Below are 22957 nucleotides of genomic sequence, written 5' to 3' on the forward strand. Positions count from 1 at the left end.
GCACGACCCGCATCGGCCGAGACCTGCCTCCTCTGAGCCGGTGGCGGATCAGGCCGCCAGGTGCTTGGCGAGGAACGCGGATGCGCGAGCGATGGCGATGTCCGACTGGGGAAAGACACCGGGCATCGTGAAGAAGGTGTGCACACTTCCCGGGCAACGGACGAGTTCGGTGTCGACGCCGTCCGCTGCGAGCCTGCGGGCGTAGATCTCGCCCTCGTCCCGCAACTGGTCGTACTCGGCCGTCATCACGAGCGCCGTCGGGAGCCCGGCGAGGGTGGATGCGAGCGAGGGGGCGGCATATGGCGTGATCTCGACCGGCGATTCCCCCAGGTACTGAGTCCAGTACCACTGGCTCTCCCTGACCGAGCCGATGTAGCCATCGCTGTAGGTGCGGAAGGACTCTGTCGACTGCGTGGTGTCGACGACCGGGTAAACCAGTACCTGCGCCGAGATCGCCGGCGTACGGCGATCTCGGGCCATCAGGGCGACGGCCGCGGCGAGGTTTCCTCCCGCGCTGCATCCCATGACCGCGGTGCGGGGCGCGAGGCCGAAATCGTCGTCGCCCGCCGATGCCCAGAGGGTCACGGAATAGGAGTCGTCGAGAGCGCCGGGGAAGCGCGTCTCCGGGGCTCGACGATAGTCGACGTTGATCACGGCCGTGCCGCTGAGCTTCGCGATCCAGCGGCATACCGCGTCGCTGTGGTCCAATCCCCCGAGCACCCATCCCCCGCCGTGGAGGAAGACGGTCGAGGGCAGCAGGCCGCTCTCGGTGTCCCGATAGATCCGCGCCGGGATGTCGGGTCCGTCGCCGGCGAGACGGGGAAGCGTCGTCTCTCGAACGATCGCCACCTCCGGCGAGCTCTTCTTGAAGGCCGTCCGCCACGACGTCCTTCCGGCACGGGCCTCGGCGACGGTCCCCTCGTACACGTCCTTCAGATTCGCTTCCCGCCGCAGTGCGAGGAATCGCTGCGACTCCTCGTCCAAGGGCTGGGGCGCAGGGATGTCTTCGATCAGCATGATCGTCCTTTCATGGGTTCTCATCGGGAGTCGGCTCCACGCCGCGCATCGGATGCGCGGAGAAGATGGTGAGCGACGAACGGCGGCATGCCCACCGTCTCGAGCGGCGGACGGGCGTCGGCGGGAAGCTGCACGGGAATCCGGCCCGCCGACTCGATGCGGTCGCGGAACTCGGCCGCCGCCGCCTGCAGCTCGTGGGGGTTCTGCAGCAGACGCAGGACCGTGAACGCCATCGCCCTCGCCGCCGTGATGACGGTGGAGTGAGCGGCGTCGATGCCGGTGAAGGCGCTCCTGGCCCAGTTCGGCAGGTGGTCGCCGACGAGCCCGTGGGCGACGTAGATGCGGGCGGTCGGAGCGTGCCAGCAGAACTCGTTGACGTCGTCCGCGCCTCCGGCGAAGTCCAGTCCCGCGCGTGCGCTCGGATCCGTCAGGGTCTCGTCGAACGGCTCGGCCAGCACCTCGCGACCGACGTTGCGCATCACCTCGCGGCCGAAGGCCTTCGCGGCCTCCGAGAATCTCGGCGCGCCCGCCTCCTGCAGCCCTCTCCATGCCGACTCGGCCAGGGCGTGATTGGGCAGCCACGGCCGGGTCGCCGAGACGACGTCACGCGTCATCACCGCGCCCGTGGCGTGCGCCGCGCTCTCGGCCGCGCGTGTCACGAGGTCTGAGACCTGGCGTATCCCGTCGAGGTCCGCCGCGCGATGGACGTACCAGGCCTGCGCCGTCGCAGGAACCGAGGTGGGGTGCAGCCCGCCATCGACGATGATCCGCGACACCGAGGCCCGGATGGAGGCCGGAAGCCGATCTTTGATGTATTTGAGGATCACATCCATAAGAACCACCGCGTCGAGGGCGTTCACGCCGTCCCAGGGGCGAGCGGCGTAGGTGGTCCGACCGGCGAACCCGAAGACGGCGCCGAGCTGCACGCCCGGTCCGTCATCCCATTCGACGGTGGAGTATTTGCGTGGATGCCACGCGACGACGGCGTCGAGACCGTCGAGATGGCCGTCGCGGGCGAAGAACGGTTTGCCGACGCAGAGCTTCTCCGCCGGTGTGCCGAGAACGACGATCCGTCCCGGCAGGCCCCCCGTCGACAGCGCACGCGCGATGGCGCAGGCCGCGCCCGCGCTGGCCACGCCGATGCCGTTGTGAAGGTCTGTGAATCCGGCCGTCCTCCCCGGTCGATCGGCGGCATGGGGCACCGCGTCCTGGAGCTCGCCGGGGGTCGCGTCGTATTCGCACGACAGTCCGATGATCGGTCCTGTGGTCCCGAAGCGTGCGACGAATCCGCTCTCGAAGCCGGCTGCTCCCCTGTCGATCGTGAATCCCGCCTCCGCGAGCAGTGCGATGAGCACCTCCGCGGACTCGACCTCGCACAGCCCGGGTTCGGCCAGCTCCCAGATCCGATCGCTCGCCGCGCCGAGACGGCCTCGGTTCGCCTCGATCCAGGCGGCGGCGATCGCGGATGCCGCCGACTGCTCGTATTCGGTGCTCACCCTACGATCACCTCCGCCGCACACCGAAGACGATGCGCGTGACAAAGTCGGTGAGCTGCACCGCCACGAGAGCGAGCACGACGATGACGATCGCGACGGCGAACAGACGGTCCATCGTGAATCCGTTGCCGTATTTCGAGACCAGGCCGCCCAGGCCCACGACCGAGATGAGGACCTCGCCGGTGATCAGGCCGTCGACGCCCCGGGAGACGCCGAGCCGCAGGCCGGCCCTGATCTGCGGGTAGGCCATCGGCAGGCGCAGGGCGAACACCGCACGGAGCCGGCTGACGCCGAAGGACTTCCCCATCTCGATGAGCCGTCTGTCCGCCGCCTCGACACCGACCTGCGTGTTCACGATGATCGGGAAGAGCGCGAAGAGGATCACGACGGCCAGCCGGGTCTCGGCGCCCAGGCCGAAGAGCATGATGAACAGCGGCACGAAGGCGACCATGGGGGCGGCCATCATCGCGTCGACATAGACGTCCAGAGCGTAACGAACCGGCCGGAACAAGCCCATGAGCACGCCGATGAGCACCCCGCCGACGATCGAGATCGAGAGGCCCGCCGCCAGCATGGAGAGGCTCACGCCCAGTTGATTCCAGATGGTCCCGTCCACGATCAGCTCCCAGAGCGCGACGAGCACGTCCGAGAGCGGAGGCAGATAGATGAAGTTCGCGGCCAACCCTGCGATCTGCCAGACGATCGCGATCGAGAGGAGCGCGATCACCTGCCACAGCCAGTACCGGGGGATGCGCCGCACGACTGCGGCGAACCCTCCCGGCCCGAGGGCTCGTACCGGCTCGCTCCCCAAGGATGTGGCTCCGACGGTCGCCTGCTCGATGCTCGCCATCAGCCCTGAGCGCCGTCTCGCACGATCATCGATTTGAGCTGTTCCCACACATAGGCGCTCAGCTCGAGGAAGCGGGGGTCCCGACGCGAATCGTCGCTTCGCGGGCGAGGCAGGTCGACCTCGATGATCTCCTGGATCCGACCAGGTCGGGGGCTCATGATGACGATCCGGTCGGAGAGGAAGACGGCCTCGTCCATGTCGTGGGTGACGAAGACGACCGACTTCTTGCCGTCCTGCCAGATCCGCTCCAGATCGAGCTGCAGGAGATGCCGCGTCTGCGCGTCAAGAGCCCCGAACGGCTCGTCCATGAGCAGGATCTGCGGGTTGACCGCCAGAGCCCGCGCGAGCCCGACCCGCTGCTGCATGCCCCCGGAGAGCTGATCGGGATAGCGGTCCTCGAAGCCGTTGAGGCCGATCATGCTCACGTAGCGGTCGACGATCTCACCACGCTCGCCCTTCGCGACACCGCGCACGCTGAGGCCGAACTCGATGTTCTCCCGCACGGTGCGCCAGGGCAGGAGCGCGAAGGACTGGAACACCATCGCCCGCTCGGGGCCAGGAGCGGCAGTGACCGTGCCGTCGATCAGGATCTGCCCGGACGTGGTCGGCTCCAAGCCGTCGATGATCCTCAACAACGTGGTCTTCCCGCATCCGCTCGGACCGATCAGGCTGACGAACTCACCGGGTTGGATGTCCAGGCTCACCTCGTCGAGCGCGCGGGTGGGCTCCATGCCGCTCACGGCGTAGTCCTTCGTCACTCCGGCGACCTCGATCGCGGGGACGGGCTTCGCAATCGTCTGCGTTGTCATGATCGGGACTTCCTCTTCGGTTCGAATCGGCTCGTGAGCTGCATGATGAGAACTCCTTCCAAGATCAGTACGAGAACGATCGCGAGCACCGCGCCGGTGTCGAATCGTCCGCGATAGAGCGAGAGCAGGCTTCCGATCCCGGGGCTCACGAGGAACAGCTCCGCGATAACCATCCCGACCACGGCACGTCCGAGGCCCAGACGCAGACCCGCGATGATGTCGGGCCTCGCCGAGGGGATCATCACCTCGCGGAAGGTTCGCCACGGGCTGCTTCCGTAGCTGCGCGCCATCTCGACCAACGGACGGGGCACGCCGAGCAGGCCCGTCTCGGTGTTGAGTGCGATGTAGACGACCGCGAAGAGGAAGACCACGACCGCCCTCGTCACCAGCCCCAGACCCAGGACCGCTTGGATGACCGGCAGGATCGCGATGAGCGGGATCACCATGATGATGAGCAGGTACGGGCGGCTGACGTGCCCGAAGGTGCGCAGGGTTCCCATGGCGACTCCCAGCGAGACCCCGACGATCACCGCGGCGGCGTAGCCGATGATCATGGCCAGGTTGCTGACGAGAAGGGCGATGGGCAAGGACCCGTCGACGGTGAGCGTCCAGAGCGACGACAGTGTTCTCGTCACGGTCGGCAACCGGAACTTCGCGGTGTCGTCGCCCAGGAGCTGCCATGCGACGAGCAGCACGACGAGGACGCAGAGCCGCAGAACGACCTTGAGGCCGAAGTCACCCCCGCGAGTGCGGAGGCGACTTCGGCGAAGGTCTGCGTTGGCAGAATCAGCCATTGACGGAGTTCATGAACTGGTCGTCGATCACATCGGCGGGCTTCTTGACATTCGTGTACGGCGTCGTCAAGGCGTACAGGTCGATCGTGGACTGCACGACGTCGTCATCCATCCCGTCGACGGGAGACCACATGCCTTCGTCGATCCAGTACTTGACGGCCTCGCGGACGATGTCCGGATCGAGGTCGGGCAGGAGCGACACCGCGAGATCCTCGGCGGCCTCCGGGTCGGAGTTGACCTTGTCGAAGCCCACCATGTAGGCGTCGACGAGATCCTGCGCCATCTCGGGCTCGTTCGCCAGGAAGTCGGTGTTGCCGAAGAGGTAGTCCGCCATGACGTCCGGGTCGCCGTAGCCGTCGATCAGGCCGAAGTCGTCCGGGTACTGATCGATGAGAAGCATGCTGCTGATCACATCCACGGGAGAGGCGTCGACCTGATCGGCGATGAGCCCTGCGATGCGGTTCTCCGAGCCGGGGAGCACGAAGATGTCCGGCTTGGTGTCGGGGCAGACCTCCGAGAGCCATTTGTCGGTGAGAGTCCCGGTCGTTCCTTCCTGGCTGTGGATCGCCAGACGCTTGCCCTCGAGCGACTCGCAGGTGTCCAAGTCCTTCTTGGCGACCATGACGTAGTTCGGTCGCGAGAGGCCGAGGAAGTTCTTGAGGGGGGCGCCGGCGTCGATCGCGGAGAAGACCGTGCCCGCGCTGGTGACACCGGCATCCACCTCGCCGCTGGCGACGGCTTGCGACAACGCCTCCGGAGTGTCGAAATAGGTCACCTCGACGTTGTAGCCGTCCTCTTTCAGCTTCTCGACCGCGAACTCCATGGGGGTTCCCTCGATGTTCCAGGGCGATTCATGTGCGAGGGTCAGGGTCTTGCCCTCCGGAGAGTCGCCGCTCCCGCTTGTCGGAGAACTGTCCGGGCTGCTGCAACCCGCGAGTGTTGCGGCGACGAGGACTGCTGTGCTCACGACGAAAAGCAACTTACGCATAGGTGATTCCTGCTTTCGTATTTCGGAAGTGATTTCCAGGCTGTGGTAGAAGCTTTCGCGACACGGACGACCATGTCAAGGCGAGACGGGCCTCGAAATAAGGTTTTTACAGGGAGCGTCGGCATCGAAACATTCCGGAAACAAAACCCGGCCGCGGGGCAGAACGGCACTCCAGACACCCGATCATCACGGCTCGCCGCGAGTACGACGACACAAGCGGCTGACAGGGTGACAGGGCGACAACAGGATCGGGTTGCGCGCTCAGAGCTGTCCGGGGCTCTCGGCGACGATGACGCGCAGGATGTGTCCCGGCCGCCGAACAGACGCCGACCCCGACGCCCGCCAGGTGAACATTCCGTGACGAGAGGGTGCTCGCGCCGGTTTTCGTCCGGAACACGACACGCCGCGTCCATACACTGATGCCGTGGACCCGCTGACGGCGTGTCGGTCGGGTCATCCGTTGATCGGAGGAACGATCGTGTCGACCTCAGTGGCCGTGCTGGACAGGCCGGAAACCCGCCGCGAGACCCCGAACCCGCAACCGCCGTCGACGCCCCGGGTCGCCGCGGCTGTTGCGCCCGCGCCCGCCGCACGACCGGCGTCCGCCGAGTCCGCGCCGGTCACGCAGTGGGCCGAACCCGATCTGCCGGGCCCTGTCGAGAAGGTCTTCCTGGCCATCGGCTGGTTCCTCGTCGAGCGCTTCGTCGCCGTCGTGCTGTTCTTCAAGACCGGCGAGTTCCACTGACCACGGCGTTCCGCCACGTCTAATCGCGGGCGCCCGCACTGTACGGGGGCGCCGAATCCCGCACCCCCGACGAAAGTAGTGTTCTCCGGCGACGGAAACGGCTCGCACGTCGCATACGCCGCAGACCTTCGAGGGACGCGCGCCGCGGGGGCCGATTCCTACCGTTGAGGCATGGAAGCAATCAACGATCTGCTCATGGGCCTCGCCGGCTCACCCTGGGTCTATCTCGCCGTTCTGCTCGTCTGCATCGTCGACGGCTTCTTCCCGCCGATCCCCAGCGAGTCCGTCGTCGTGGGACTCGCCGCCCTCGCGCTCTCGGCCGGGCAGCCGAACATCGTGCTGGTCATCGCACTCGCCGCGGCCGGCGCCGCGATCGGCGACAACATCGCCTACGCGATCGGCCGGGGCATCGGAACGACCCGATTCGCCTGGATGCGACGCCCCCGCGTCGCCTCGACCTTCGCCTGGGCCCGTGCAGGGCTCGACCAGCGCGGCGCGCTGCTCATCGTCACCGCCCGCTACATCCCCGTCGGGCGCATCGCCGTCAACATGACGGCCGGCGCGACCCGGTACCCCCGACGCCGTTTCGTGTCGTTGAGCATCGTCGCGGGAATCAGCTGGGCGCTGTACTCGGCTTTCATCGGCGTCGCCGTCGGCCATCTGCTCGGCGACCAGCCGCTGCTCGCGATCGTCGTCTCGATCGTGCTCGCCGCAGCCATCGGCTATGCGGTGGATGCCGTCAGCCGAGCCGTCTCCGCACGCCGGGCGGCACGGGCTCAGCACAACGAGCGCGCCGAGCGCGCCGACTACTCGTCGAGCGCGAGCTCCTTGGGCAGTTCGAACTCCTTCGACGAGAGCTCCTCGACGTTGACGTCTTTGAACGTCAGCACGCGCACCGACTTGACGAACCTGTCGGAGCGGTAGACATCCCACACCCAGACGTCGTTCATCGTCAGCTCGAAATAGAAGTCGTTCTGCGTGTCACGGCGCACGAGCTCCACGTCGTTCGCGAGATAGAACCGTCGCTCGGTCTCCACCACGTACTTGAATTGTGAAACCACGTCGCGGTATTCGCGGTACAGGGCCAGCTCGACCTCGCGGTCGTAGTCCTCGAACTCGTCTTCGTCCATCGTCCACCAATCCTAAGCCCAGACGGTGCCGCCGCGAACGGCGCACCCTGGAAGAGGGCTCGCAGCGGCATCCGGGATCACGTCGTGGGCGCGAGCCAGCTGCGCCGGTGCAGCTCGGTCGAGCCGAGCTCGGCGATCGCGGCCAGGTGCGACGAGCTGCCGTAGCCCTTGTTGCCGGCCCAGTCGTAGTGCGGCAGGCGCTCGTGCTCGGCGATCATGATCCGGTCGCGGTGCACCTTCGCGATGACGGATGCCGCGGCCACCGATCCGCAGTCCCGGTCGGCCTTCACGCGGGTGACGACCCGCAGGGGCGAGGCGAGGGCCGGGTTCAGCCAGTCGTGGTTGCCGTCGAGCAGGATCGTCGCGGACGAGACGTGCGCACCGGCCTCGTGCAGTTGCAGGAGCGCGCGCTTGCCCGCGAGGCCGAGGCAGGCGATGATGCCCAGCTCGTCGACCTCCGCGGGCGCGGCGAGGCCCACGGCGCTCCACACCGCCCAGGAGCGCGCGAGCGGCGCGAGCTGCTCGCGGCGTTTCTCGCTCAGGAGCTTGGAGTCGCGGATGCCCTCGGGGAGCGGGCCGACCGTCGCGTCGACGACGCACATGCCCACGGCGACGGGCCCGGCGATGGCACCGCGGCCGACCTCGTCGACCCCGATGACCGTGACGGCGCCGGATCCCAGGAGCTCGAGCTCGTAGTCGAGCGTCGGCGAGACCGGGGTCATCTAGCCCGTGCCCTCCTCGACACCGCGGAAGACGTCGGGGAAGTTGTCGAGCCAGGCCCAGTGGCTGAGCGGCCAGCTGACGACGAGGGCGCGGCCCACGACGTTGTCGATCGGCACGAAGCCCTTGCCGGGCTTGTCGGTGTTGAAGCGCGAGTCGGCCGAGTTGTAGCGGTTGTCTCCCATGACCCAGAGCGAGTCGGGCGGCACGGTCACATCGAAGTCGTCTTTGGAGACCTTCGTGTCACCCGGCGGCAGGTTCACGTACGGCGTCTCGTTGAGCGGCACGCCGTTGACGCTCATCTGCCCGAGCGCGTTGCAGCACACGACGTGGTCGCCGGGCAGGCCGATGACCCGCTTGATGAGGTGGTCGTTGCTGTCGGGAGCCGTGAGCCCCACGAGGGAGAGCAGCCAGTCGACGCTCGCCGCGATCGGGTTGACGTCGGGCTCGGGCTGCGGCCGGAGCCATCCGCCCGGGTCTTTGAAGACGACGACGTCGCCGTGCGAGATGGGGATGAGGTCGGGCGTGAGCTCGTTGACGATGATCCTGTCGTCGATGACGAGCGTGTTCTCCATCGACTCGGAGGGGATGAAGAACGACCGGATCAGGAAGGTCTTGATGAGGAACGAGACCAGCAGTGCGACCACGAAGATGATGAGGACGTCGCGAAGGAACAGAAGAGCGGAACGTTTCTTGCTGTTCCGTTTTTCTGGTTCCAGGCGATCTGATCGCGTGGTGAGTGTTTCGTCTGTCATTAAACCGCCTGAGCTCCCGACCCACTTTATCGGGTCGGGAGCTCAGTTCCGTTCACAGAAAAGCTGTGAATCAGATCAGTTGTCGCGCTTCTCTTTGATCTTCGCCTTCTTGCCGCGCAGGTCGCGCAGGTAGTACAGCTTGGCGCGTCGCACGTCACCGCGGGTGACGACCTCGATGTGGTCGATGACCGGCGAGTGCACCGGGAAGGTGCGCTCGACGCCGACCTGGAAGCTGACCTTGCGGACGCAGAAGGTCTCGCGGACGCCTTCGCCCGAGCGGCCGATGACGACACCCTGGAAAACCTGGATACGAGAGCGAGTGCCCTCGATGATGTTGACGTGAACCTTGACGGTGTCGCCGGCGCGGAAGTCCGGGATGTCGTTGCGGAGTGACGCCGCATCGACGCTGTCGAGGATGTTCATGATTTTTCGCTCTCTGTACCCGCCACAGGTCGAGGACGATTCGTCGGCCCGCTCGCGCACGACGAGGCGTGCGCGGGAGCCGCTGGCTGGAAGAAAAATGTGTCCGCGAGTAGAACCGGCTCCCCTGTGGCAGAACCTGGCCGCGGCACAAGGGTCAATTCTGCCATGAAACCGGCCTCGTGCGCAAAGCTGCCGCTCGCGGCGGCCCCAGCTCAGGGCCGGATCAGTGCTCCTCGCGCTTCTCCTCCACGACGATGATCGGGGTGTCGCCGCCGAGGTCGGGCGCCGCGGGCGAGCGGTAGCCCACGGATGGCGCGGGGCCGGCCGGCGCCGGATCGCCGAGCAGTCTGCGGCTCGCCGAGGCGAGCAACTGGGCGAGCGAGACCCAGAACACGGCGATCGCGCCGATGATCGTGAGCACGACGAAGAGGGTCGTGACAGGGGTGAAGAAGCCGAGCGCGATCATCGCGGCGTCCCACGCGGCGAAGACCGCGACATCCGGCCAGGAGAACGCCCGGGTCTGCCGCACCTCACGGCGGGCGTAGACGAGCCCGAAGAGCACGAGCATCACGACGAAGAGCACGAAGGCGCAGACCAGGAGCAGCAGGAAGGCCCAGCCTCCCGGCGAGAAGACGCACCAGCCGACGAGCCACCACGCGGGGATCGCGAAGGCGGCGACAGACTGCCAGTAGAAGAAGGCGCGACGGAGTATCACCTCAACCACGATAGTCGCCGACTCTGATCGGCGACTGGGCGAATTAGGGCGCAACCCGCACGAGGTGAGAGCCTAGAACGACGCGAAAGGACCACCGAGTGATCGAGATCAGGACACCGGCCGAAATCGAGCAGATGCGCGCCGCCGGGAGCTTCGTGGCGAGCGTGCTCGAGGCGACCGCTGCCGCCTCCGCCGTGGGAGTCAACCTGCTGAGCCTCGACCGGCTGGCGCATCAGATGATCCGCGAGCGCGGCGCCGTGTCGACCTACATCGACTACCACCCCTCCTTCGGAGCGAGCCCCTTCGGCAAGGTGCTGTGCACCTCGGTCAACGACGCCGCGCTGCACGGGCTCCCCCACGACTACAGGCTGCAGGACGGCGACGTGCTGAGCCTCGACTTCGCGGCATCCGTCGACGGCTGGGTGGCCGACTCCGCGGTCACGATCGTCGTGGGCACCCCGCGCGAGGAGGACCTGCGGCTCATCGAGGTGACCAGACGGGCCCTCGAGGCGGGCATCGCCGAGGCCCGGCCGGGTCGGCGCATCGGCGACATCTCGGCCGCGATCGGCGCCGTGGCGGCGGAGGCCGGCCTCGGCGTCAACACCGACTTCGGCGGTCACGGCGTGGGGCGCACGATGCACGGCGACCCGCACATCCCCAACAACGGGCGCGCCGGGCGAGGGCTGCCCCTGCGCGCGGGACTCGTCTTCGCGATCGAGCCCTGGTTCATGCTCGGAACCGACACGATCTTCACCGACCCCGACGGCTGGACCCTGCGCAGCGCCGACGGCTCGCGGGCCGCCCACGCCGAGCACACGGTCGCCGTGACCGACGACGGCCCGCTCGTGCTCACGGCGCGGTCGGCGGGTTCGAGGCTCTAGGCCTCTTCTGCGGGCTCGGGCGGCAGCAGCTCGGGGCGCACGCGGCGCGTACGTTCGAGCTGCTGCTCGCGGCGCCAGGCGGCGATCTGGGCATGGTGGCCGCTCAGCAGGATGGGCGGGACCTCGAGGCCGCGCCACTCGGCGGGCTTCGTGTAGCTCGGGTATTCGAGCAGGCCGTCGGAATGGCTCTCCTCGACGAGGCTCTGCGGGTTGCCGACGACACCGGGCACCAGTCGCCCGGCGGCCTCGATCATCGCCATGACGGCGACCTCTCCCCCGTTGAGCACGTAGTCGCCGAGGCTCACGAGCCGCACACGGGCACGGGACTGCGCGTAGTCGACGACCCGCTGGTCGATGCCCTCGTACCGCCCGCAGCAGAACACGATGTGCTCCTCCAGGGCGAACTCGCCGGCCGCGGCCTGCGTGAACAGCTCCCCCGCGGGCGACGGGAAGACGACGAGCGGATCGCCGTGCTCGGACGCCGCGTCGTCGAGGATCGCGTCGAGCGCCTCTCCCCACGGTTCCGGCCGCATGACCATCCCCGCGCCGCCACCGTAGGGGGTGTCGTCCACCGTTCGGTGACGGTCGTGGGTGTGGTCACGCAGATCGTGCACCCGCAGATCGATGATCCCGCGGGTGCGAGCCTTGCCGAGCAGCGAGATGTCGAGCACCTCGAAGAAGTCGGGGAAGATCGTGACGATGTCGATCCGCATGCTGGGCCGGCTAGTCGGTCTCGGTGCGGGCGGTGTCCGTGGCGTCTGCGGTTTCTGCAGCAGCGGCGTCGGCGTCGGTCGGGTCATCCGGCTCGGGGATGTCCGACTCGGGGATGCCGGCGGACTCGCCCGCCTCGTCGGCCGGGTCGTCCGGCAGCTCCTCGAAGAGCCCCACGGGCGGTGTGACCGTGAGGGTTCCCCCGTCGATGTCGACGGCGGGGACGATGGCCTTGACGAACGGCACCATGACGTCGCCCGTCGCGGTGTGCACGACGAGGAGGTCCTGGGCCGGCAGGTGGTCGACGCGGATGACGCGGCCCACTCCGACACCGTCGCGCAGAACCGTCAGGCCGACGAGCTGGTAGTCGTACCAGGCGTCTTCCTCGGTCTGGGCCTCGTCTACGTCCTGCTCGATCCAGAGGATCGCCTTGGCGAGCGCCTCGGCGGCCGTTCGGTCGGGCACGTCTTTGAAGAAGCCGACCGGGTGCCCGTTGTACCAGCGCAACTCGACGAGTTCGATGGACTTGCCGTGCCACGGCGAGCTGTCCGGCACCTGAAGCGAGAACACGGCGCCCGGAACGAAACGTCGTTCCGGGTCATCCGTGAACATCTCGAGCTTGATAGCGCCCTTGAGGCCGTGCGCCTTGGTGAGGCGACCGACCCGCAGCTGGGTCTGTGCGGACTTCTTGCGACTCACTAGAAGTCGGTGTCGACGACGTCGACCCGCACACGACGGCCGTCTGCGAGTGCAGCGACAAGGGTTCGAAGAGCCTTGGCCGTGCGGCCGGCCCGGCCGATCACGCGGCCGAGGTCCTCGGGATTCACACGAATCTCGAGGACCTCGCCACGCGGTGAGTTCTTCGCAACGACGTGCACATCGTCAGGGTGATCGACGATCCCCTTGACGAGGTGCTCGAGAGCGGGAGCGAGCAAGGCTAGGCCTTCTCTGCGTCCGCCGCGGGCTCTGCGGCCTCGGCGTCGGCGGCCTCGGCGGCAGGCTCCTCGGCGGGAGCCTCGACCTTGGCGGGCGCCTCGGCCTTGGGCTTGAGCACCGGCTTCTTCTTCTCGTCGGCGACGAACTCGACCTTGGCTTCCTTGGTCTTGACCGTGCTCACGGCGTCTTTGTCGCCCTTGAACTTGCCCCAGTCGCCCGTGAGCTTGAGAAGGGCCTCGACCTGCTCGCTCGGCTGTGCGCCGACGCCGAGCCAGTAGAGGGCGCGCTCCGAGTCGACCTCGATGAGCGAGGGCTCCTCGGTCGGGTGGTACTTGCCGATCTCCTCGATGACCCGGCCATCGCGCTTGGTGCGCGCGTCGGCGACGACGATGCGGTAGAACGGTGCACGGATCTTGCCCATGCGCTTCAAACGAATTTTGACAGCCACAATTCTCCTGTGTGATGTGAGGTTTGGCGAACTGACAGCCGTGAGCGTGGGGGCACACTCGGCACAAGCTCTAGGGACTTCCGCACGGCCTGATTAGAGGGTCGGGCAGAACAGAAGTCGACTAATCATTCTGTCAGATAAAGCAGGCTTTGGGTAATCGGATCTCACCGGCACCGCGGGCGCGGCGCGTCGCGCTCCTCCCGCCGCATCCCGCACGTGAAGATACGAAGATGGTCGTGTAGTCCCCGCCTCCGCCGCGTCCAACGGCGCACCGATCGAAAGGCGCACCATGGAAATCGAGTTCGCGCAGTCGGAACGGTCCACCGTCGGCATCGAGTGGGAGATCGCCCTCGTCGACCGGGCCTCGGGAGACCTCGTCTCGGTCGCGGACGAGGTGCTCGACGCCCTCGCGGATGACGACGGCACGCGGCATCCGCGGATCACCAACGAGTTGCTGCTCAACACCGTCGAGCTCGTGAGCGACGTGCACACCGAGGTCGGCGGTGCCGTCGCCGACCTGCTCGGCCAGATCGACGAGGTGCGCACGATCACCGACCCGCTCGACGTCGAGCTCATGTGCGCGGGAACCCACCCCTTCGGCCAGTGGTTCGACCAGAAGATCACCGACAAGGAGCGCTACCACAAGCTCATCGACCGCACCCAGTGGTGGGGCCGCAACATGATGATCTGGGGCATCCACGTGCACGTCGGCATCGAGGAGCGCGACAAGGCCCTGCCCCTGCTCGGCGGCCTGCTCAACTACTACCCGCACCTGCAGGCGCTCTCCGCGTCGAGCCCGTATTGGGGCGGCGTCAACACCGGATACGCCTCCAACCGGGCGCTCATGTTCCAGCAGCTGCCCACCGCTGGCCTGCCCTGGCAGTTCGGCACCTGGGCGAACTACGAGGAGTACGTGCACGACATGATGACGACCGGCGTCATCGACGACTACACCGAGGTGCGCTGGGACATCCGGCCCTCGCCGCAGTGGGGCACCGTCGAGATGCGCGCCTGCGACGGGCTCTCGACCCCGCAGGAGGTGGGCGCGGTGGCCGCTCTCATCCAGTGCCTCGTCGAGCACATGTCGACCGACCTCGACGACGGCCGCGAGGTGCCCACGATGCAGCCGTGGTTCGTGCGCGAGAACAAGTGGCGCGCCGCCCGCTACGGGCTCGACGCCGAGATCATCCTGGATGCCGCGGGGCACGAGCGCCTCGTCACCGAGCACATCGGCGAGCTCCTCGACGTCCTCGCCCCCACGGCCCGCCGGCTCGGCTGCGAGAAGGAGCTGGGCCAGGTCGAGCTCATCCTCGCCCAGGGCGCCAGCTACCAGCGCCAGTTGCGTGTCGCCGAGCAGAACGGCGGCAGCCTCCAGGCCGTCGTCAGCTCCCTCACCCACGAGCTGCGCCACGGCCTCGGCGCCTGACCCCACGCGAGTAGACGCGAATCGGGGGTGCGGGACATCCCGCACCCCCGATTCGCGTCTACTCGGCTACTGATTCTTCGAGTCGCGCCAGGCGAGCCAGCGGCGGACGGGGGTCAGGTCGTGGTCGGGGCCCGTGATGCCTACCGTGAAGAGGCGGGCGCCGAGGGCGTAGAGCTCGTCGGCCTCCTCCTCGCTGCGGTTGCGGAGCTCCGTCGAGATCTCGATCTCGGCCGGGTCACGGCCGATCTCGTCGCACCAGCCGCGCAGAACGCCCAGCTTGTGCTCGAGGGTCGCGGCGTCGCTGAAGCTGTGCCAGATGTCGGCGTGCCGGGCCACGATGCGCAGCGTCTTCTTCTCGCCGCCGCCTCCGATCAGCACGGGGATGTCGCGGGTGGGCGCCGGGTTGAGCTTCGCCCAGCGCTCCTCGATGCGAGGGAGGTTCTCGGCGAGCTTGTCGAGGCGCTGCCCCGGAGTGCCGAACTCGTAGCCGTACTCGTCGTAGTCGCGCTCGAACCATCCCGAGCCCGTTCCGAAGATGAACCGGCCCTCCCCGCCCTGGGCGCTGATGTGGTCGATCGTACGGGCCATGTCGGCCTGCAGATCGGCGTTGCGATAGCTGTTGCAGTTGACGAGCGCGCCGATCTGGATGCGCGAGGTCTGCTCGGCCCAGGCGGCGAGCATCGTCCAGGATTCGAAGTGCAGGCCGTCGGGCTCGCCCGACAGCGGGTAGAAGTGATCCCAGTTGAAAGCGATGTCGACGCCGAGCTCTTCGATCTCGGCCACGGTCTCGCGGATCTTCGGGTAGAGGGCATGCTGCGGCGCGATCTGCACGCCGATGCGAACGTTGTGAGAGGGGGTCATGCCTCCAAGCCTAAGCGCGCGGAAGCGTTCCGATCTGCACAGCGGACTCATCGAAAACGGTCAGCGTGTCGCCCTCGACGGTCGCCGTCGACGCGCCCACGAGCCAGGTGTCGACACCCTCGCAGAACATCATCGTGGAGGCCAGCTGACCGAAGGTCACGGTCGTGCCGTCGGAGGTCCAGGTACCGGTGAGGGTGTTGCAGCCGTCGCTGCCCGAGACGCTGCCGTCTTCCGACAGCACGAGCACGGGCTCGCCCGCGACAGCGGTCACCGAGCCCCAGGTTCCGACGACGCCGCCGGAGGAGTTCGTCGGCGTGGGCGCGGTGCCGGGGGTCAGCTCGACGATCGTCGCGCCGCCGGCATCCTGCAGCAGGAGGCTCGAGCCGTCGAGCTTCGCCTTCTTCGCCTGCGAGAACTGAGTGGGCAGGGGCGCGCCGCCGCAGTAGATCATGGTGCTCGGCCCGGCGGTCGTCGTGAGTGCGCCGTCGGAGGCGATCTCCCAGGTGCCCGCGGTGCCGTTGCAGCCGTCGGAGCCCTGCCAGGTGCCGTCTTCCGAGATGTCGAGGAAGGGGTTGACGCCCACTCCGTAGCTCTCACCCGTGACCCAGGTGCCCACGAGGTCGTCGCTCGAGATCGAGGAGCTGCTGCCGCCGGCCGTGGACGCGCATCCGCTCAATGCCACGACGGATGCCGCCGCGATCGCGATCAGGCCCGTGATGATGGTGCGGCGCATGTGCTGAGCCCTCTCTGTGATGAACGACCGTCGGAACGACTGTCAGAGAGAATTCTTCCAGGAGCCCCGGCCTCGAATCTGTGACGAGGCCGTAGAACAGATAACGAAGGGCTAACGACCCAGCATCTTCTGCAGAGCGGCGAGCTCGTCGTCGCTCGGCCCGCCCGCTCCGGCCGCTGCGGCACCGCCGCCGAGGCCGAAGCCCGAACCTGCCGGCTGCCCGGTCGACGGCTTCACACCGGCCGCACGGGCGGCGTCCTCCGCCGCGCGCTTCGCCGGGTTGCCCGAGCGCGAGCCCTTCTTCTTGGCGTTCTGCTTGGGGCGCCCGCCGCCGAAGCCGGCTCCCGGGATGGGGCCGACGCCCGGCATCTGCGGGACCCCGCCCTTCGCGACGGTCTTCATCATCTTCGAGGCCTGCTCGAAGCGCTGAACGAGCTGGTTGACGTCGGTGACGGTCATGCCCGAACCACGTGCGATGCGCAGTCGACGCGAGCCGTTGAGCAGCTTGGGGTTGGTGCGCTCGGCCTTCGTCATCGACTGGATGATCGCCTCGGTGCGCACGATCTCCTTCTCGTCGAAGTTGTCGAGCTGATCGCGCATGCCCTTCGCACCGGGCAGCATCCCGATCATCTTCTTGATCGAGCCCATGTTGCGCAGCTGCTGCATCTGCTTGAGGAAGTCGTCGAGCGTGAAGCTGTCGGTCGCGAACTTCTCGGCGACCTTGCGCGCCTCCTCCTCGTCGAAGGCGCCCTGCGCCTGCTCGATGAGGGTGAGGATGTCGCCGAGGTCGAGGATGCGGCTCGCCATGCGGTCGGGGTGGAAGGGCTCGAAGTCGTCGAGGCCCTCACCCGTCGAGGCGAAGATGATCGGCCGGCCGGTGACCGACGCGACGGAGAGGGCCGCGCCACCGCGCGCGTCGCCGTCGAGCTTCGTGAGCACGACGCCCGTGAAGTCGACGCCCTCCTGGAAGGCCTTCGCCGTGGCGACGGCGTCTTGGCCGATCATCGCGTCGATGACGAAGAGCACCTCGTCGGGGTTCGTCGCCTTGCGGATGTCGGCAGCCTGCTTCATGAGCTCGGCGTCGACGCCGAGACGGCCGGCCGTGTCGACGATGACGACGTCGTAGAGCTTCTGCTCGGCGAACTTCATCGCGTCTTTGGCGACCTTGACCGGGTTGCCGACCCCGTTGCCGGGCTCGGGGGCGAAGACGGCGACGCCGGCCTGCTCACCGACGACCTGCAGCTGCGTGACGGCGTTGGGGCGCTGGAGGTCGGCGGCGACGAGCAGCGGGGTGTGGTTGTCTTTCGCGAGCCACCGGGCGAGCTTGCCCGCGAGGGTCGTCTTGCCCGCGCCCTGGAGGCCGGCGAGCATGATGACGGTCGGCGGCTTCTTCGCGAACTGCAGTCGGCGCTGCTCGCCGCCGAGGATCTGCACGAGCTCCTCGTTGACGATCTGCACGACCTGCTGCGCGGGGTTGAGGGCTCGGTTGACCTCGTCGCCGAGCGCGCGCTCGCGCACCTTGCCGGTGAAGTCCTTGACCACGTCGAGGGAGACGTCGGCGTCGAGCAGGGCACGACGGATCTCGCGCACGGTGCCGTCGACGTCGGACGCGGACAGCTTGCCCTTGGTGCGGAGGTTCTTGAAGGTGTCTGCGAGTCGGTCAGACAGGGTTCCGAAAGTAGCCATTGTCTGCCCAGTTTACCGGCAGCCGCCGTAACGCTAACCTGCCAATGGACGAGGAGTCGGCATGAGCGTGACAGCACTGACGGATGACGCTGTGCTCACCGTGCTCGCGACCGTCTACCGGATGCACTCGCCGAGCGTCTCCGAGCTCGCCGGGCTGCAGGCGCTGTCCACCGGCCGGCTCGACGAGATCCTCGCGACTCTCGAGGATGCCGGCTTCCTCGTGGTCGACGGCGACACCGTGCGGCCCACGTCACCCGACCTCGCCTTCACCTCGATCGCCGCAAGTGCCCTCGACGCGCAGACCGCCGCCGCTCGCAGCCTCACCGCCTTCCTCGAAGCGCTCCCGGCCCTCTCCCGCGAGTGGGAGACGGGCCTGTCGGGGGACGACCAGCCGCTGAGCGCCGAGGTGATCCACGGGCACCGCTCGCAGTGGGAGGCGTGGTCGCGGTACGCGGCCTCGGCGCCGCCGCGGCATCCGATCAACCTCTACCCCGACCTCACGGTGCTGCGCGACATCATCGTGCCCGACCTCGACGCCGTGCGCCCCGCGATCCAGGCGGGGCTCGTCGTACGCGCGGTCGTGCCCGCGGCCATGGCCGTCGACGAGGAGGATCGCGCGACCCTCGACGCGATCGTCGGTGCGGGGGTCGCCGTACGCACCCTCCCCCACGTGCCCAGCTGGCTGTACGTCGACGACGGCGTGCTCGCGGCCCTGCCCGTGACCTGGGGCGAGCATCCGCCGAGCAGCATCATGATCGTGCGGCATCCCACGATCGTCTCTGCCCTCGCGGCGCTCATCGAGAGCCGGTGGCGCGACGGCCGGCCCTACCCGAACACGAGCTCGGGCTGGGACCCGGTGCTCGCCCTCCTCGCCCAGGGACTCTCGGATGCCGCCGTCGCCCAGGCTCTCGGCCTCTCGGTGCGCACCGTTCAACGTCGGATCGGCGAGGCCATGGACCACTACGCGGTGACATCCCGCTTCGAGCTCGGCGGGGCCGTCGAGCGGGCGAAGCTCAGCTGACCGGCTTCCAGAGCTGCTGGAACGGACTCTGCTGCGCCTTCGTGTCGAGGTAGGCGCCGTCGCACGCGATCGTGAGCGGCACGTCGTCGAATCCGGAGGACGGAACAGCCATTCCGGCGACCTCGCTCGCCATGCCGTTGATGAACACCTGGTTGGTGACGGCAAGGCCGGTGGTCCACCCCTCCGGCTCGAAGACGGCGCCGTCGTCGCTGAGCCGCCAAGCGCCGGCTGCCGGACCGGTCTGGGTCTGCACGAGCGTCATGGTGACGCCGTCGGCGTCGATCTCGACGGTGCTCGTCAGATCGGTCTCGACGGAGGCGGTGCCGTCGCCGTTCACCGTGAGGATCTGCGTGCCCGCGATCTCCACGCCCGAAACGGCGAGACCCTGGCTCGAGAAGTAGCGGCTCATCTGGTTGGCGAGGTCCGTGGTCACGACCGACCACGGGCTGCCGGCCAGAAGACAGGACTCGGCCGACGCCGCATCCGACAGGGGCGCGACGGCCGGCGCGTCCGCGCTCTGCTCGCCGGCGCTCCGCCCCTCCGTGCTCCCCGATCCCTCGCCGGCCGCGCCGATGAGCGCTGTCGCCGTCGGATCCCCGGACGCGCCCGGGCCGGTGCAGGCGGCGAGGGCGAGCACGAGGAGCGTCGCGCCGACAACGAGGTGGGGTCCAGGCATCCTGAACCCCACCTCCGCGGGTCGACGAGCTCGTCGTTCCATCGTGCGTCCCCCTGACGTGCGCCCCGGTCCAACTGTGGTCCCGGCGTCAGGCTATCCGAGCCCGAGGGGCGTGTGTCGGCGGGTCCGCGCCATGGCGGAACCTCGCCACCGCCACCCCTCCTCGCGGCCTCCGACCACGTCGAGCGCGGGCTTATTCGCGAGCGCGGGCCGTCGAAGGTCGTCGCTCGCGAACAAGCCCGCGCTCGGCGCTCAGGTGGCGTCCCAGAGGGCGCGGTAGTAGGTGATGCGCTCCTCGTCGCGCTCGATGCCGTAGGCCTCGAGGAGCGCGCCCTCGTAGCCGTCGCCGTAGTTCCACTGGGTGCTCCAGCTCGCGACCGCGAGATCGGCCCAGCGGTCGGCGACGCCCAGCGAGCCCAGGTCGACGTGGCCGCTGAACGAGCCGTCGCCCAGCAGGAGGGTGTTCGGGGCGCAGGCGTCGCCGTGACAGACGACGAGGCGGTCGGCGGCGGGCGGATGCCGCAGAGCCTCCGCCACTCGCCGGCCCCGCCTCTCCGCGACCCGCGTCCTCTCCTCCACCGACCACGAGAACGGACACCCCTCGACCGGCAGCGCATCGTGCAGCACGCGCAGGCCCGCGCCGATCGCCCGCACGGCGAGCAGCGAGCGCTCGGGGCTGTCGAGGAAGCTCTCGTCGACGGCGCTGACCCCCGGCAGGCCGGCCGTCAGCATCCACTCGCCGGTGTCGTCGCCACCCGCGTCGAGCACCCGGGGAACGACGATGTGCCGCCCGGCCCAGGCGAGACGCGAGGCCTCGACCGCGAGGCTCGGCCCGGAGCCGCGCGGGCTCCACTTGACGAAACGACGACCGCCGCCCTCCCCGAGCTCGAAGGTGAGACCGCCGAGCTCGTTGCGCCACACGGGCACGGGCTCGGCGCCGTCGGCGACGGCCAGCACGGCGGGAGGGACCTCGACCGGGCCGCTCGGACGGGACGCCAACGACATGCCTCCAGTATCCCGCTCGAGGCCGTCCTTCGCTGTGCCAGGCTGAGAGCATGGATCTTCGAATCATGACGGAACCGCAGCTGGGCGCGAGCTACGACGACCTCCTCGCGGTCGCGCAGGCCACCGAGAAGCTGGGGTTCGACGCCTTCATCCGCTCGGACCACTACCTCACGACCGACGACAGCATCGACGGCCTGCCGGGCCCGACCGACGCCTGGACGACGCTCGCCGGGCTCGCCCGGGAGACGTCCACCGTCCGGCTCGGCACCCTCGTCTCGAGCGTGACCTACCGCTACCCCGGCATCCTCGCGATCCAGGTGGCGCAGGTCGACCAGATGTCGGGCGGGCGGGTTGAGCTCGGGCTCGGCACGGGGTGGTTCCGCCGGGAGCACGAGGCCTACGGCATCCCCTTCCCGGAGAAGCGCTTCGGCCTGCTCGAAGAGCAGCTCGCGATCGTGACCGGGCTGTGGAGCACGCCGCTCGGAGAGACCTTCGACTTCGCGGGCGAGCACTACAGCCTGCACGACTCCCCCGCGCTGCCGAAGCCCGTGCAGAGCCCGGTTCCCGTCATCATCGGCGGCGCCGGCGCGTCACGCACACCGCGGCTCGCCGCCCGGTACGCGAGCGAGTTCAACCTGCCCTTCGTGCCGTTCGAGAACGTGCGGCCCGGCTTCGACCGGGTGCGCGACGCCTGCCTGGCGATCGAACGGGATCCCGACGAGCTCGTCTACTCGCTCGCCCTCGTGACGGCGGTGGGCGGCGACGAGGCGGAGTTCGCCCGTCGCGCCGCCCGGGTCGGCCGCACGACCGAGTGGATGCGGGGCAACGGCCTGGCCGGCACCGCCTCCGAGGTCGTCGACCGCATCGGGGCGCTCCGGGAGGACGGCGTCGAGCGGCTCTACCTGCAGATCCACGACCTGCAGGATCTCGACCAGCTCGACTTCATCGCGCGCGAGGTCGTGCCGCAGCTCTAGCCGCACCCCGCTCGAGCCGGTACCCAACTCACAACGACGGAGATTCCGCCCTTTGTGCGCCGAAAACATGATTTCGGGGCGATTGAGGGCGGAATCTCCGTCGTTGTGAGTTCAGCGGACGATGCGGACGACGGGCGGTTCAGCCGACGAGCTTCTGGGCGAAGACGTGCGGGGTGAAACCCGTGAGATCGTTGATGCCCTCGCCCTGGCCGATGAGCTTGATCGGGATGCCGGTCTTCTCCTGCACCGCGAGAACGAAGCCGCCCTTCGCCGAGCCGTCGAGCTTCGTGAGCACGAGTCCCGTGACACCCGCGTGCTCGATGAAGGCCTCGGCCTGCGCGAGCCCGTTCTGCCCGGTCGTCGCGTCGAGCACGAGCAGCACCTCGGCGATGGGCGCCTGCTTCTCGACCACCCGCCGGATCTTGCTGAGCTCGTCCATAAGACCGCCCTTGGTCTGCAGGCGTCCCGCCGTGTCGATGAGCACGATCTCGGTGCCGGTCAGCTTCGCGCGCTCCACCGTCTGGAAGGCGACGGATGCCGGATCCTGACCCTGCTGCTGCGGCCGCACGATCTCGGCCCCGGCCCGCTCGGCCCACGTCGCGAGCTGGTCGACGGCCGCGGCGCGGAACGTGTCCGCGGCGCCCACGATGACGCTGCGGTCGTAGGTGCGCAGGAACTTCGCGAACTTGCCGATCGTCGTGGTCTTGCCCACGCCGTTCACGCCGACGACGAGCACGACGGCGGGTCGCTCGGAGAGGTGCAGGGTCGAGTCGAGCTTCGAGAGCCGCTCCTCGAGGCTCTCCCTGAGCATCCGCTGCAGGTCGGCGGGGTCCGTCGTGTTGTAGCGGGCGACCTTCGCACGGAGGTCGGCGACGATCGCCTCGGTGACGTCGGGGCCGAAATCGGCCGTGATGAGTGCGTCGTCGAGGTCGTCCCAGGTGCTCTGGTCGATGGTCTTCCTGCCGAACATGCCGCGAAGGGCACCGGAGAGGGACCACGGGGTGCGTTCTGCCATGCCGTCAAGCCTAGGCGGTGCGTCGCCGGGCCCCCGGCATCCCTTATGCTGTAACCCAGCGAAGGGGAGTACCCCGTTTCGCCGCGGTCGTCAGTACGGTTCGTAATGGCGCGAATCCGGTCGCGGCGGCGCCTGGTCCGAT

At 68.3% G+C, this 22957-nt stretch carries 27 protein-coding genes; 6 read left to right on the top strand and 21 right to left on the bottom strand.

Going from position 1 to position 22957, the window contains the following annotated elements; translation table 11 throughout:
* Nucleotides 1-48 precede the first annotated feature (48 nt).
* From CLV54_RS17425 to CLV54_RS06345, 6 genes are read right to left on the bottom strand one after another with little or no spacing between them, the layout of a single operon-like run.
* The gene (locus tag CLV54_RS17425) at nt 49-1017 is read right to left on the bottom strand and encodes an alpha/beta hydrolase (RefSeq protein WP_157802835.1); all 969 of its coding nucleotides are present in this window, start codon (nt 1015-1017) and stop codon (nt 49-51) included.
* A 20-nt stretch (nt 1018-1037) separates the two neighbouring features.
* Entirely contained in the window at nt 1038-2513 is a 1476-nt protein-coding gene (locus CLV54_RS17430) for a zinc-binding metallopeptidase family protein (protein ID WP_157802836.1), read from the bottom strand.
* A 7-nt stretch (nt 2514-2520) separates the two neighbouring features.
* Entirely contained in the window at nt 2521-3363 is an 843-nt protein-coding gene (locus tag CLV54_RS06330; RefSeq protein WP_100344084.1) for an ABC transporter permease, read from the bottom strand.
* Nucleotides 3363-4172: an ABC transporter ATP-binding protein gene (locus CLV54_RS06335; protein WP_100344085.1), complete on the bottom strand. Its 810-nt coding sequence runs from the start codon at nt 4170-4172 to the stop codon at nt 3363-3365. The genes CLV54_RS06330 and CLV54_RS06335 overlap by 1 nt, the downstream gene beginning before the upstream one ends.
* Nucleotides 4169-4966 carry an ABC transporter permease gene (locus tag CLV54_RS06340; protein WP_100344086.1) on the bottom strand — a complete coding sequence of 266 codons (798 nt, stop codon included), beginning with the start codon at nt 4964-4966 and terminating at the stop codon, nt 4169-4171. The genes CLV54_RS06335 and CLV54_RS06340 overlap by 4 nt, the downstream gene beginning before the upstream one ends.
* Nucleotides 4959-5933 (bottom strand): ABC transporter substrate-binding protein, encoded by a 975-nt coding sequence (locus CLV54_RS06345; protein ID WP_157802837.1) that lies wholly within the window; start codon nt 5931-5933, stop codon nt 4959-4961. Before CLV54_RS06345 ends, CLV54_RS06340 begins: the two co-directional genes overlap by 8 nt.
* 499 nt (nt 5934-6432) lie before the next feature.
* Here CLV54_RS06345 and CLV54_RS06350 point away from each other — a divergent pair, with 499 nt between their 5' ends.
* Both CLV54_RS06350 and CLV54_RS06355 read left to right on the top strand, forming a co-directional pair.
* On the top strand, nt 6433-6699 hold the full coding sequence (locus CLV54_RS06350; protein WP_157802838.1) for a hypothetical protein: 267 nt from the start codon (nt 6433-6435) through the stop codon (nt 6697-6699).
* A gap of 171 nt (nt 6700-6870) precedes the next feature.
* Nucleotides 6871-7623 (top strand): DedA family protein, encoded by a 753-nt coding sequence (locus CLV54_RS06355; RefSeq protein WP_157802839.1) that lies wholly within the window; start codon nt 6871-6873, stop codon nt 7621-7623.
* On the opposite strand, the gene CLV54_RS06360 is transcribed toward CLV54_RS06355, so the two are convergent.
* The 5 genes from CLV54_RS06360 to CLV54_RS06380 all read right to left on the bottom strand — a co-directional run bounded on the left by CLV54_RS06360 (nt 7506) and on the right by CLV54_RS06380 (nt 10451).
* Nucleotides 7506-7829, bottom strand: coding sequence for a DUF2469 domain-containing protein (locus CLV54_RS06360; RefSeq protein WP_100344089.1), 324 nt, complete (start codon nt 7827-7829; stop codon nt 7506-7508). The genes CLV54_RS06355 and CLV54_RS06360 overlap by 118 nt on opposite strands.
* 77 nt (nt 7830-7906) lie before the next feature.
* Complete coding sequence (locus CLV54_RS06365; protein WP_100344090.1) at nt 7907-8551, bottom strand: ribonuclease HII; 645 nt, start codon at nt 8549-8551, stop codon at nt 7907-7909.
* Nucleotides 8552-9304, bottom strand: coding sequence for a signal peptidase I (lepB, locus tag CLV54_RS06370; protein ID WP_100344091.1), 753 nt, complete (start codon nt 9302-9304; stop codon nt 8552-8554). It lies immediately after the preceding gene.
* A gap of 75 nt (nt 9305-9379) precedes the next feature.
* Nucleotides 9380-9727 (bottom strand): 50S ribosomal protein L19, encoded by a 348-nt coding sequence (gene rplS, locus CLV54_RS06375; protein ID WP_100344092.1) that lies wholly within the window; start codon nt 9725-9727, stop codon nt 9380-9382.
* Between the two features lie 223 nt (nt 9728-9950).
* Entirely contained in the window at nt 9951-10451 is a 501-nt protein-coding gene (locus CLV54_RS06380; protein ID WP_157802840.1) for a hypothetical protein, read from the bottom strand.
* An 89-nt stretch (nt 10452-10540) separates the two neighbouring features.
* Between CLV54_RS06380 and map the strand changes: the two genes are divergently transcribed.
* Nucleotides 10541-11323, top strand: coding sequence for a type I methionyl aminopeptidase (gene map, locus CLV54_RS06385; protein ID WP_100344094.1), 783 nt, complete (start codon nt 10541-10543; stop codon nt 11321-11323).
* On the opposite strand, the gene trmD is transcribed toward map, so the two are convergent.
* From trmD to rpsP, 4 genes are read right to left on the bottom strand one after another with little or no spacing between them, the layout of a single operon-like run.
* Nucleotides 11320-12036 (bottom strand): tRNA (guanosine(37)-N1)-methyltransferase TrmD, encoded by a 717-nt coding sequence (trmD, locus tag CLV54_RS06390; protein WP_100344095.1) that lies wholly within the window; start codon nt 12034-12036, stop codon nt 11320-11322. The two genes, map and trmD, sit on opposite strands and share 4 nt — an antisense overlap.
* Nucleotides 12037-12046: 10 nt before the next feature.
* The gene (gene rimM / locus CLV54_RS06395; RefSeq protein WP_245861432.1) at nt 12047-12733 is read right to left on the bottom strand and encodes a ribosome maturation factor RimM; all 687 of its coding nucleotides are present in this window, start codon (nt 12731-12733) and stop codon (nt 12047-12049) included.
* On the bottom strand, nt 12733-12969 hold the full coding sequence (locus CLV54_RS06400; RefSeq protein ID WP_100344096.1) for an RNA-binding protein: 237 nt from the start codon (nt 12967-12969) through the stop codon (nt 12733-12735). Before CLV54_RS06400 ends, rimM begins: the two co-directional genes overlap by 1 nt.
* A gap of 2 nt (nt 12970-12971) precedes the next feature.
* Nucleotides 12972-13418: a 30S ribosomal protein S16 gene (rpsP, locus tag CLV54_RS06405; RefSeq protein WP_100344097.1), complete on the bottom strand. Its 447-nt coding sequence runs from the start codon at nt 13416-13418 to the stop codon at nt 12972-12974.
* 289 nt (nt 13419-13707) lie between these two features.
* On the opposite strand from rpsP, the gene CLV54_RS06410 reads away from it, so the two are divergent.
* Entirely contained in the window at nt 13708-14844 is a 1137-nt protein-coding gene (locus tag CLV54_RS06410; RefSeq protein WP_100344098.1) for a glutamate--cysteine ligase, read from the top strand.
* Between the two features lie 66 nt (nt 14845-14910).
* Here CLV54_RS06410 and CLV54_RS06415 read toward each other — a convergent pair whose 3' ends face one another.
* From CLV54_RS06415 to ffh, 3 genes are all read right to left on the bottom strand, one after another.
* Nucleotides 14911-15705: an LLM class F420-dependent oxidoreductase gene (locus tag CLV54_RS06415; protein ID WP_100344099.1), complete on the bottom strand. Its 795-nt coding sequence runs from the start codon at nt 15703-15705 to the stop codon at nt 14911-14913.
* Between the two features lie 10 nt (nt 15706-15715).
* Nucleotides 15716-16438, bottom strand: a complete 723-nt coding sequence (locus CLV54_RS17895) for an META domain-containing protein (protein ID WP_245861435.1) — start codon at nt 16436-16438, stop codon at nt 15716-15718.
* Between the two features lie 111 nt (nt 16439-16549).
* Nucleotides 16550-18124 carry a signal recognition particle protein gene (gene ffh / locus CLV54_RS06425; RefSeq protein WP_100344100.1) on the bottom strand — a complete coding sequence of 525 codons (1575 nt, stop codon included), beginning with the start codon at nt 18122-18124 and terminating at the stop codon, nt 16550-16552.
* A gap of 61 nt (nt 18125-18185) precedes the next feature.
* Between ffh and CLV54_RS06430 the strand changes: the two genes are divergently transcribed.
* Nucleotides 18186-19145, top strand: a complete 960-nt coding sequence (locus CLV54_RS06430) for a helix-turn-helix transcriptional regulator (RefSeq protein WP_100344101.1) — start codon at nt 18186-18188, stop codon at nt 19143-19145.
* Here the strand turns inward: CLV54_RS06430 and CLV54_RS06435 are convergent.
* Nucleotides 19138-19821, bottom strand: a complete 684-nt coding sequence (locus CLV54_RS06435) for a hypothetical protein (protein WP_100344102.1) — start codon at nt 19819-19821, stop codon at nt 19138-19140. The two genes, CLV54_RS06430 and CLV54_RS06435, sit on opposite strands and share 8 nt — an antisense overlap.
* 252 nt (nt 19822-20073) lie before the next feature.
* Nucleotides 20074-20826, bottom strand: coding sequence for an aminoglycoside 3'-phosphotransferase (locus CLV54_RS06440; RefSeq protein WP_100344103.1), 753 nt, complete (start codon nt 20824-20826; stop codon nt 20074-20076).
* Nucleotides 20827-20876: 50 nt separating this feature from the next.
* Here CLV54_RS06440 and CLV54_RS06445 point away from each other — a divergent pair, with 50 nt between their 5' ends.
* A complete protein-coding gene (locus CLV54_RS06445) occupies nt 20877-21800 on the top strand; it encodes an LLM class F420-dependent oxidoreductase (protein ID WP_100344104.1) in 924 nt (307 codons plus the stop codon).
* Nucleotides 21801-21939: 139 nt separating this feature from the next.
* Here CLV54_RS06445 and ftsY read toward each other — a convergent pair whose 3' ends face one another.
* On the bottom strand, nt 21940-22815 hold the full coding sequence (gene ftsY / locus CLV54_RS06450) for a signal recognition particle-docking protein FtsY (protein WP_100344105.1): 876 nt from the start codon (nt 22813-22815) through the stop codon (nt 21940-21942).
* Between the last annotated feature and the right edge of the window lie 142 nt (nt 22816-22957).

Origin of the sequence: Compostimonas suwonensis (assembly GCF_002797855.1) — a bacterium.
GTDB lineage: Bacteria > Actinomycetota > Actinomycetes > Actinomycetales > Microbacteriaceae > Compostimonas > Compostimonas suwonensis.

Bases quoted from the DNA above. Each gene is read 5' to 3' on its own strand.
- CLV54_RS17425 (WP_157802835.1), bottom strand. From the start codon at position 1,017: ATGCTGATCGAAGACATCCCTGCGCCCCAGCCCTTGGACGAGGAGTCG.
- CLV54_RS06330 (WP_100344084.1), bottom strand. From the start codon at position 3,363: ATGGCGAGCATCGAGCAGGCGACCGTCGGAGCCACATCCTTGGGGAGC.
- CLV54_RS06335 (WP_100344085.1), bottom strand. From the start codon at position 4,172: ATGACAACGCAGACGATTGCGAAGCCCGTCCCCGCGATCGAGGTCGCC.
- CLV54_RS06340 (WP_100344086.1), bottom strand. From the start codon at position 4,966: ATGGCTGATTCTGCCAACGCAGACCTTCGCCGAAGTCGCCTCCGCACT.
- CLV54_RS06355 (WP_157802839.1), top strand. From the start codon at position 6,871: ATGGAAGCAATCAACGATCTGCTCATGGGCCTCGCCGGCTCACCCTGG.
- CLV54_RS06360 (WP_100344089.1), bottom strand. From the start codon at position 7,829: ATGGACGAAGACGAGTTCGAGGACTACGACCGCGAGGTCGAGCTGGCC.
- CLV54_RS06365 (WP_100344090.1), bottom strand. From the start codon at position 8,551: ATGACCCCGGTCTCGCCGACGCTCGACTACGAGCTCGAGCTCCTGGGA.
- lepB (WP_100344091.1), bottom strand. From the start codon at position 9,304: ATGACAGACGAAACACTCACCACGCGATCAGATCGCCTGGAACCAGAA.
- rplS (WP_100344092.1), bottom strand. From the start codon at position 9,727: ATGAACATCCTCGACAGCGTCGATGCGGCGTCACTCCGCAACGACATC.
- trmD (WP_100344095.1), bottom strand. From the start codon at position 12,036: ATGCGGATCGACATCGTCACGATCTTCCCCGACTTCTTCGAGGTGCTC.
- CLV54_RS06410 (WP_100344098.1), top strand. From the start codon at position 13,708: ATGGAAATCGAGTTCGCGCAGTCGGAACGGTCCACCGTCGGCATCGAG.
- CLV54_RS06415 (WP_100344099.1), bottom strand. From the start codon at position 15,705: ATGACCCCCTCTCACAACGTTCGCATCGGCGTGCAGATCGCGCCGCAG.
- CLV54_RS17895 (WP_245861435.1), bottom strand. From the start codon at position 16,438: ATGCGCCGCACCATCATCACGGGCCTGATCGCGATCGCGGCGGCATCC.
- ffh (WP_100344100.1), bottom strand. From the start codon at position 18,124: ATGGCTACTTTCGGAACCCTGTCTGACCGACTCGCAGACACCTTCAAG.
- CLV54_RS06430 (WP_100344101.1), top strand. From the start codon at position 18,186: ATGAGCGTGACAGCACTGACGGATGACGCTGTGCTCACCGTGCTCGCG.
- CLV54_RS06435 (WP_100344102.1), bottom strand. From the start codon at position 19,821: ATGCCTGGACCCCACCTCGTTGTCGGCGCGACGCTCCTCGTGCTCGCC.
- CLV54_RS06440 (WP_100344103.1), bottom strand. From the start codon at position 20,826: ATGTCGTTGGCGTCCCGTCCGAGCGGCCCGGTCGAGGTCCCTCCCGCC.
- CLV54_RS06445 (WP_100344104.1), top strand. From the start codon at position 20,877: ATGGATCTTCGAATCATGACGGAACCGCAGCTGGGCGCGAGCTACGAC.
- ftsY (WP_100344105.1), bottom strand. From the start codon at position 22,815: ATGGCAGAACGCACCCCGTGGTCCCTCTCCGGTGCCCTTCGCGGCATG.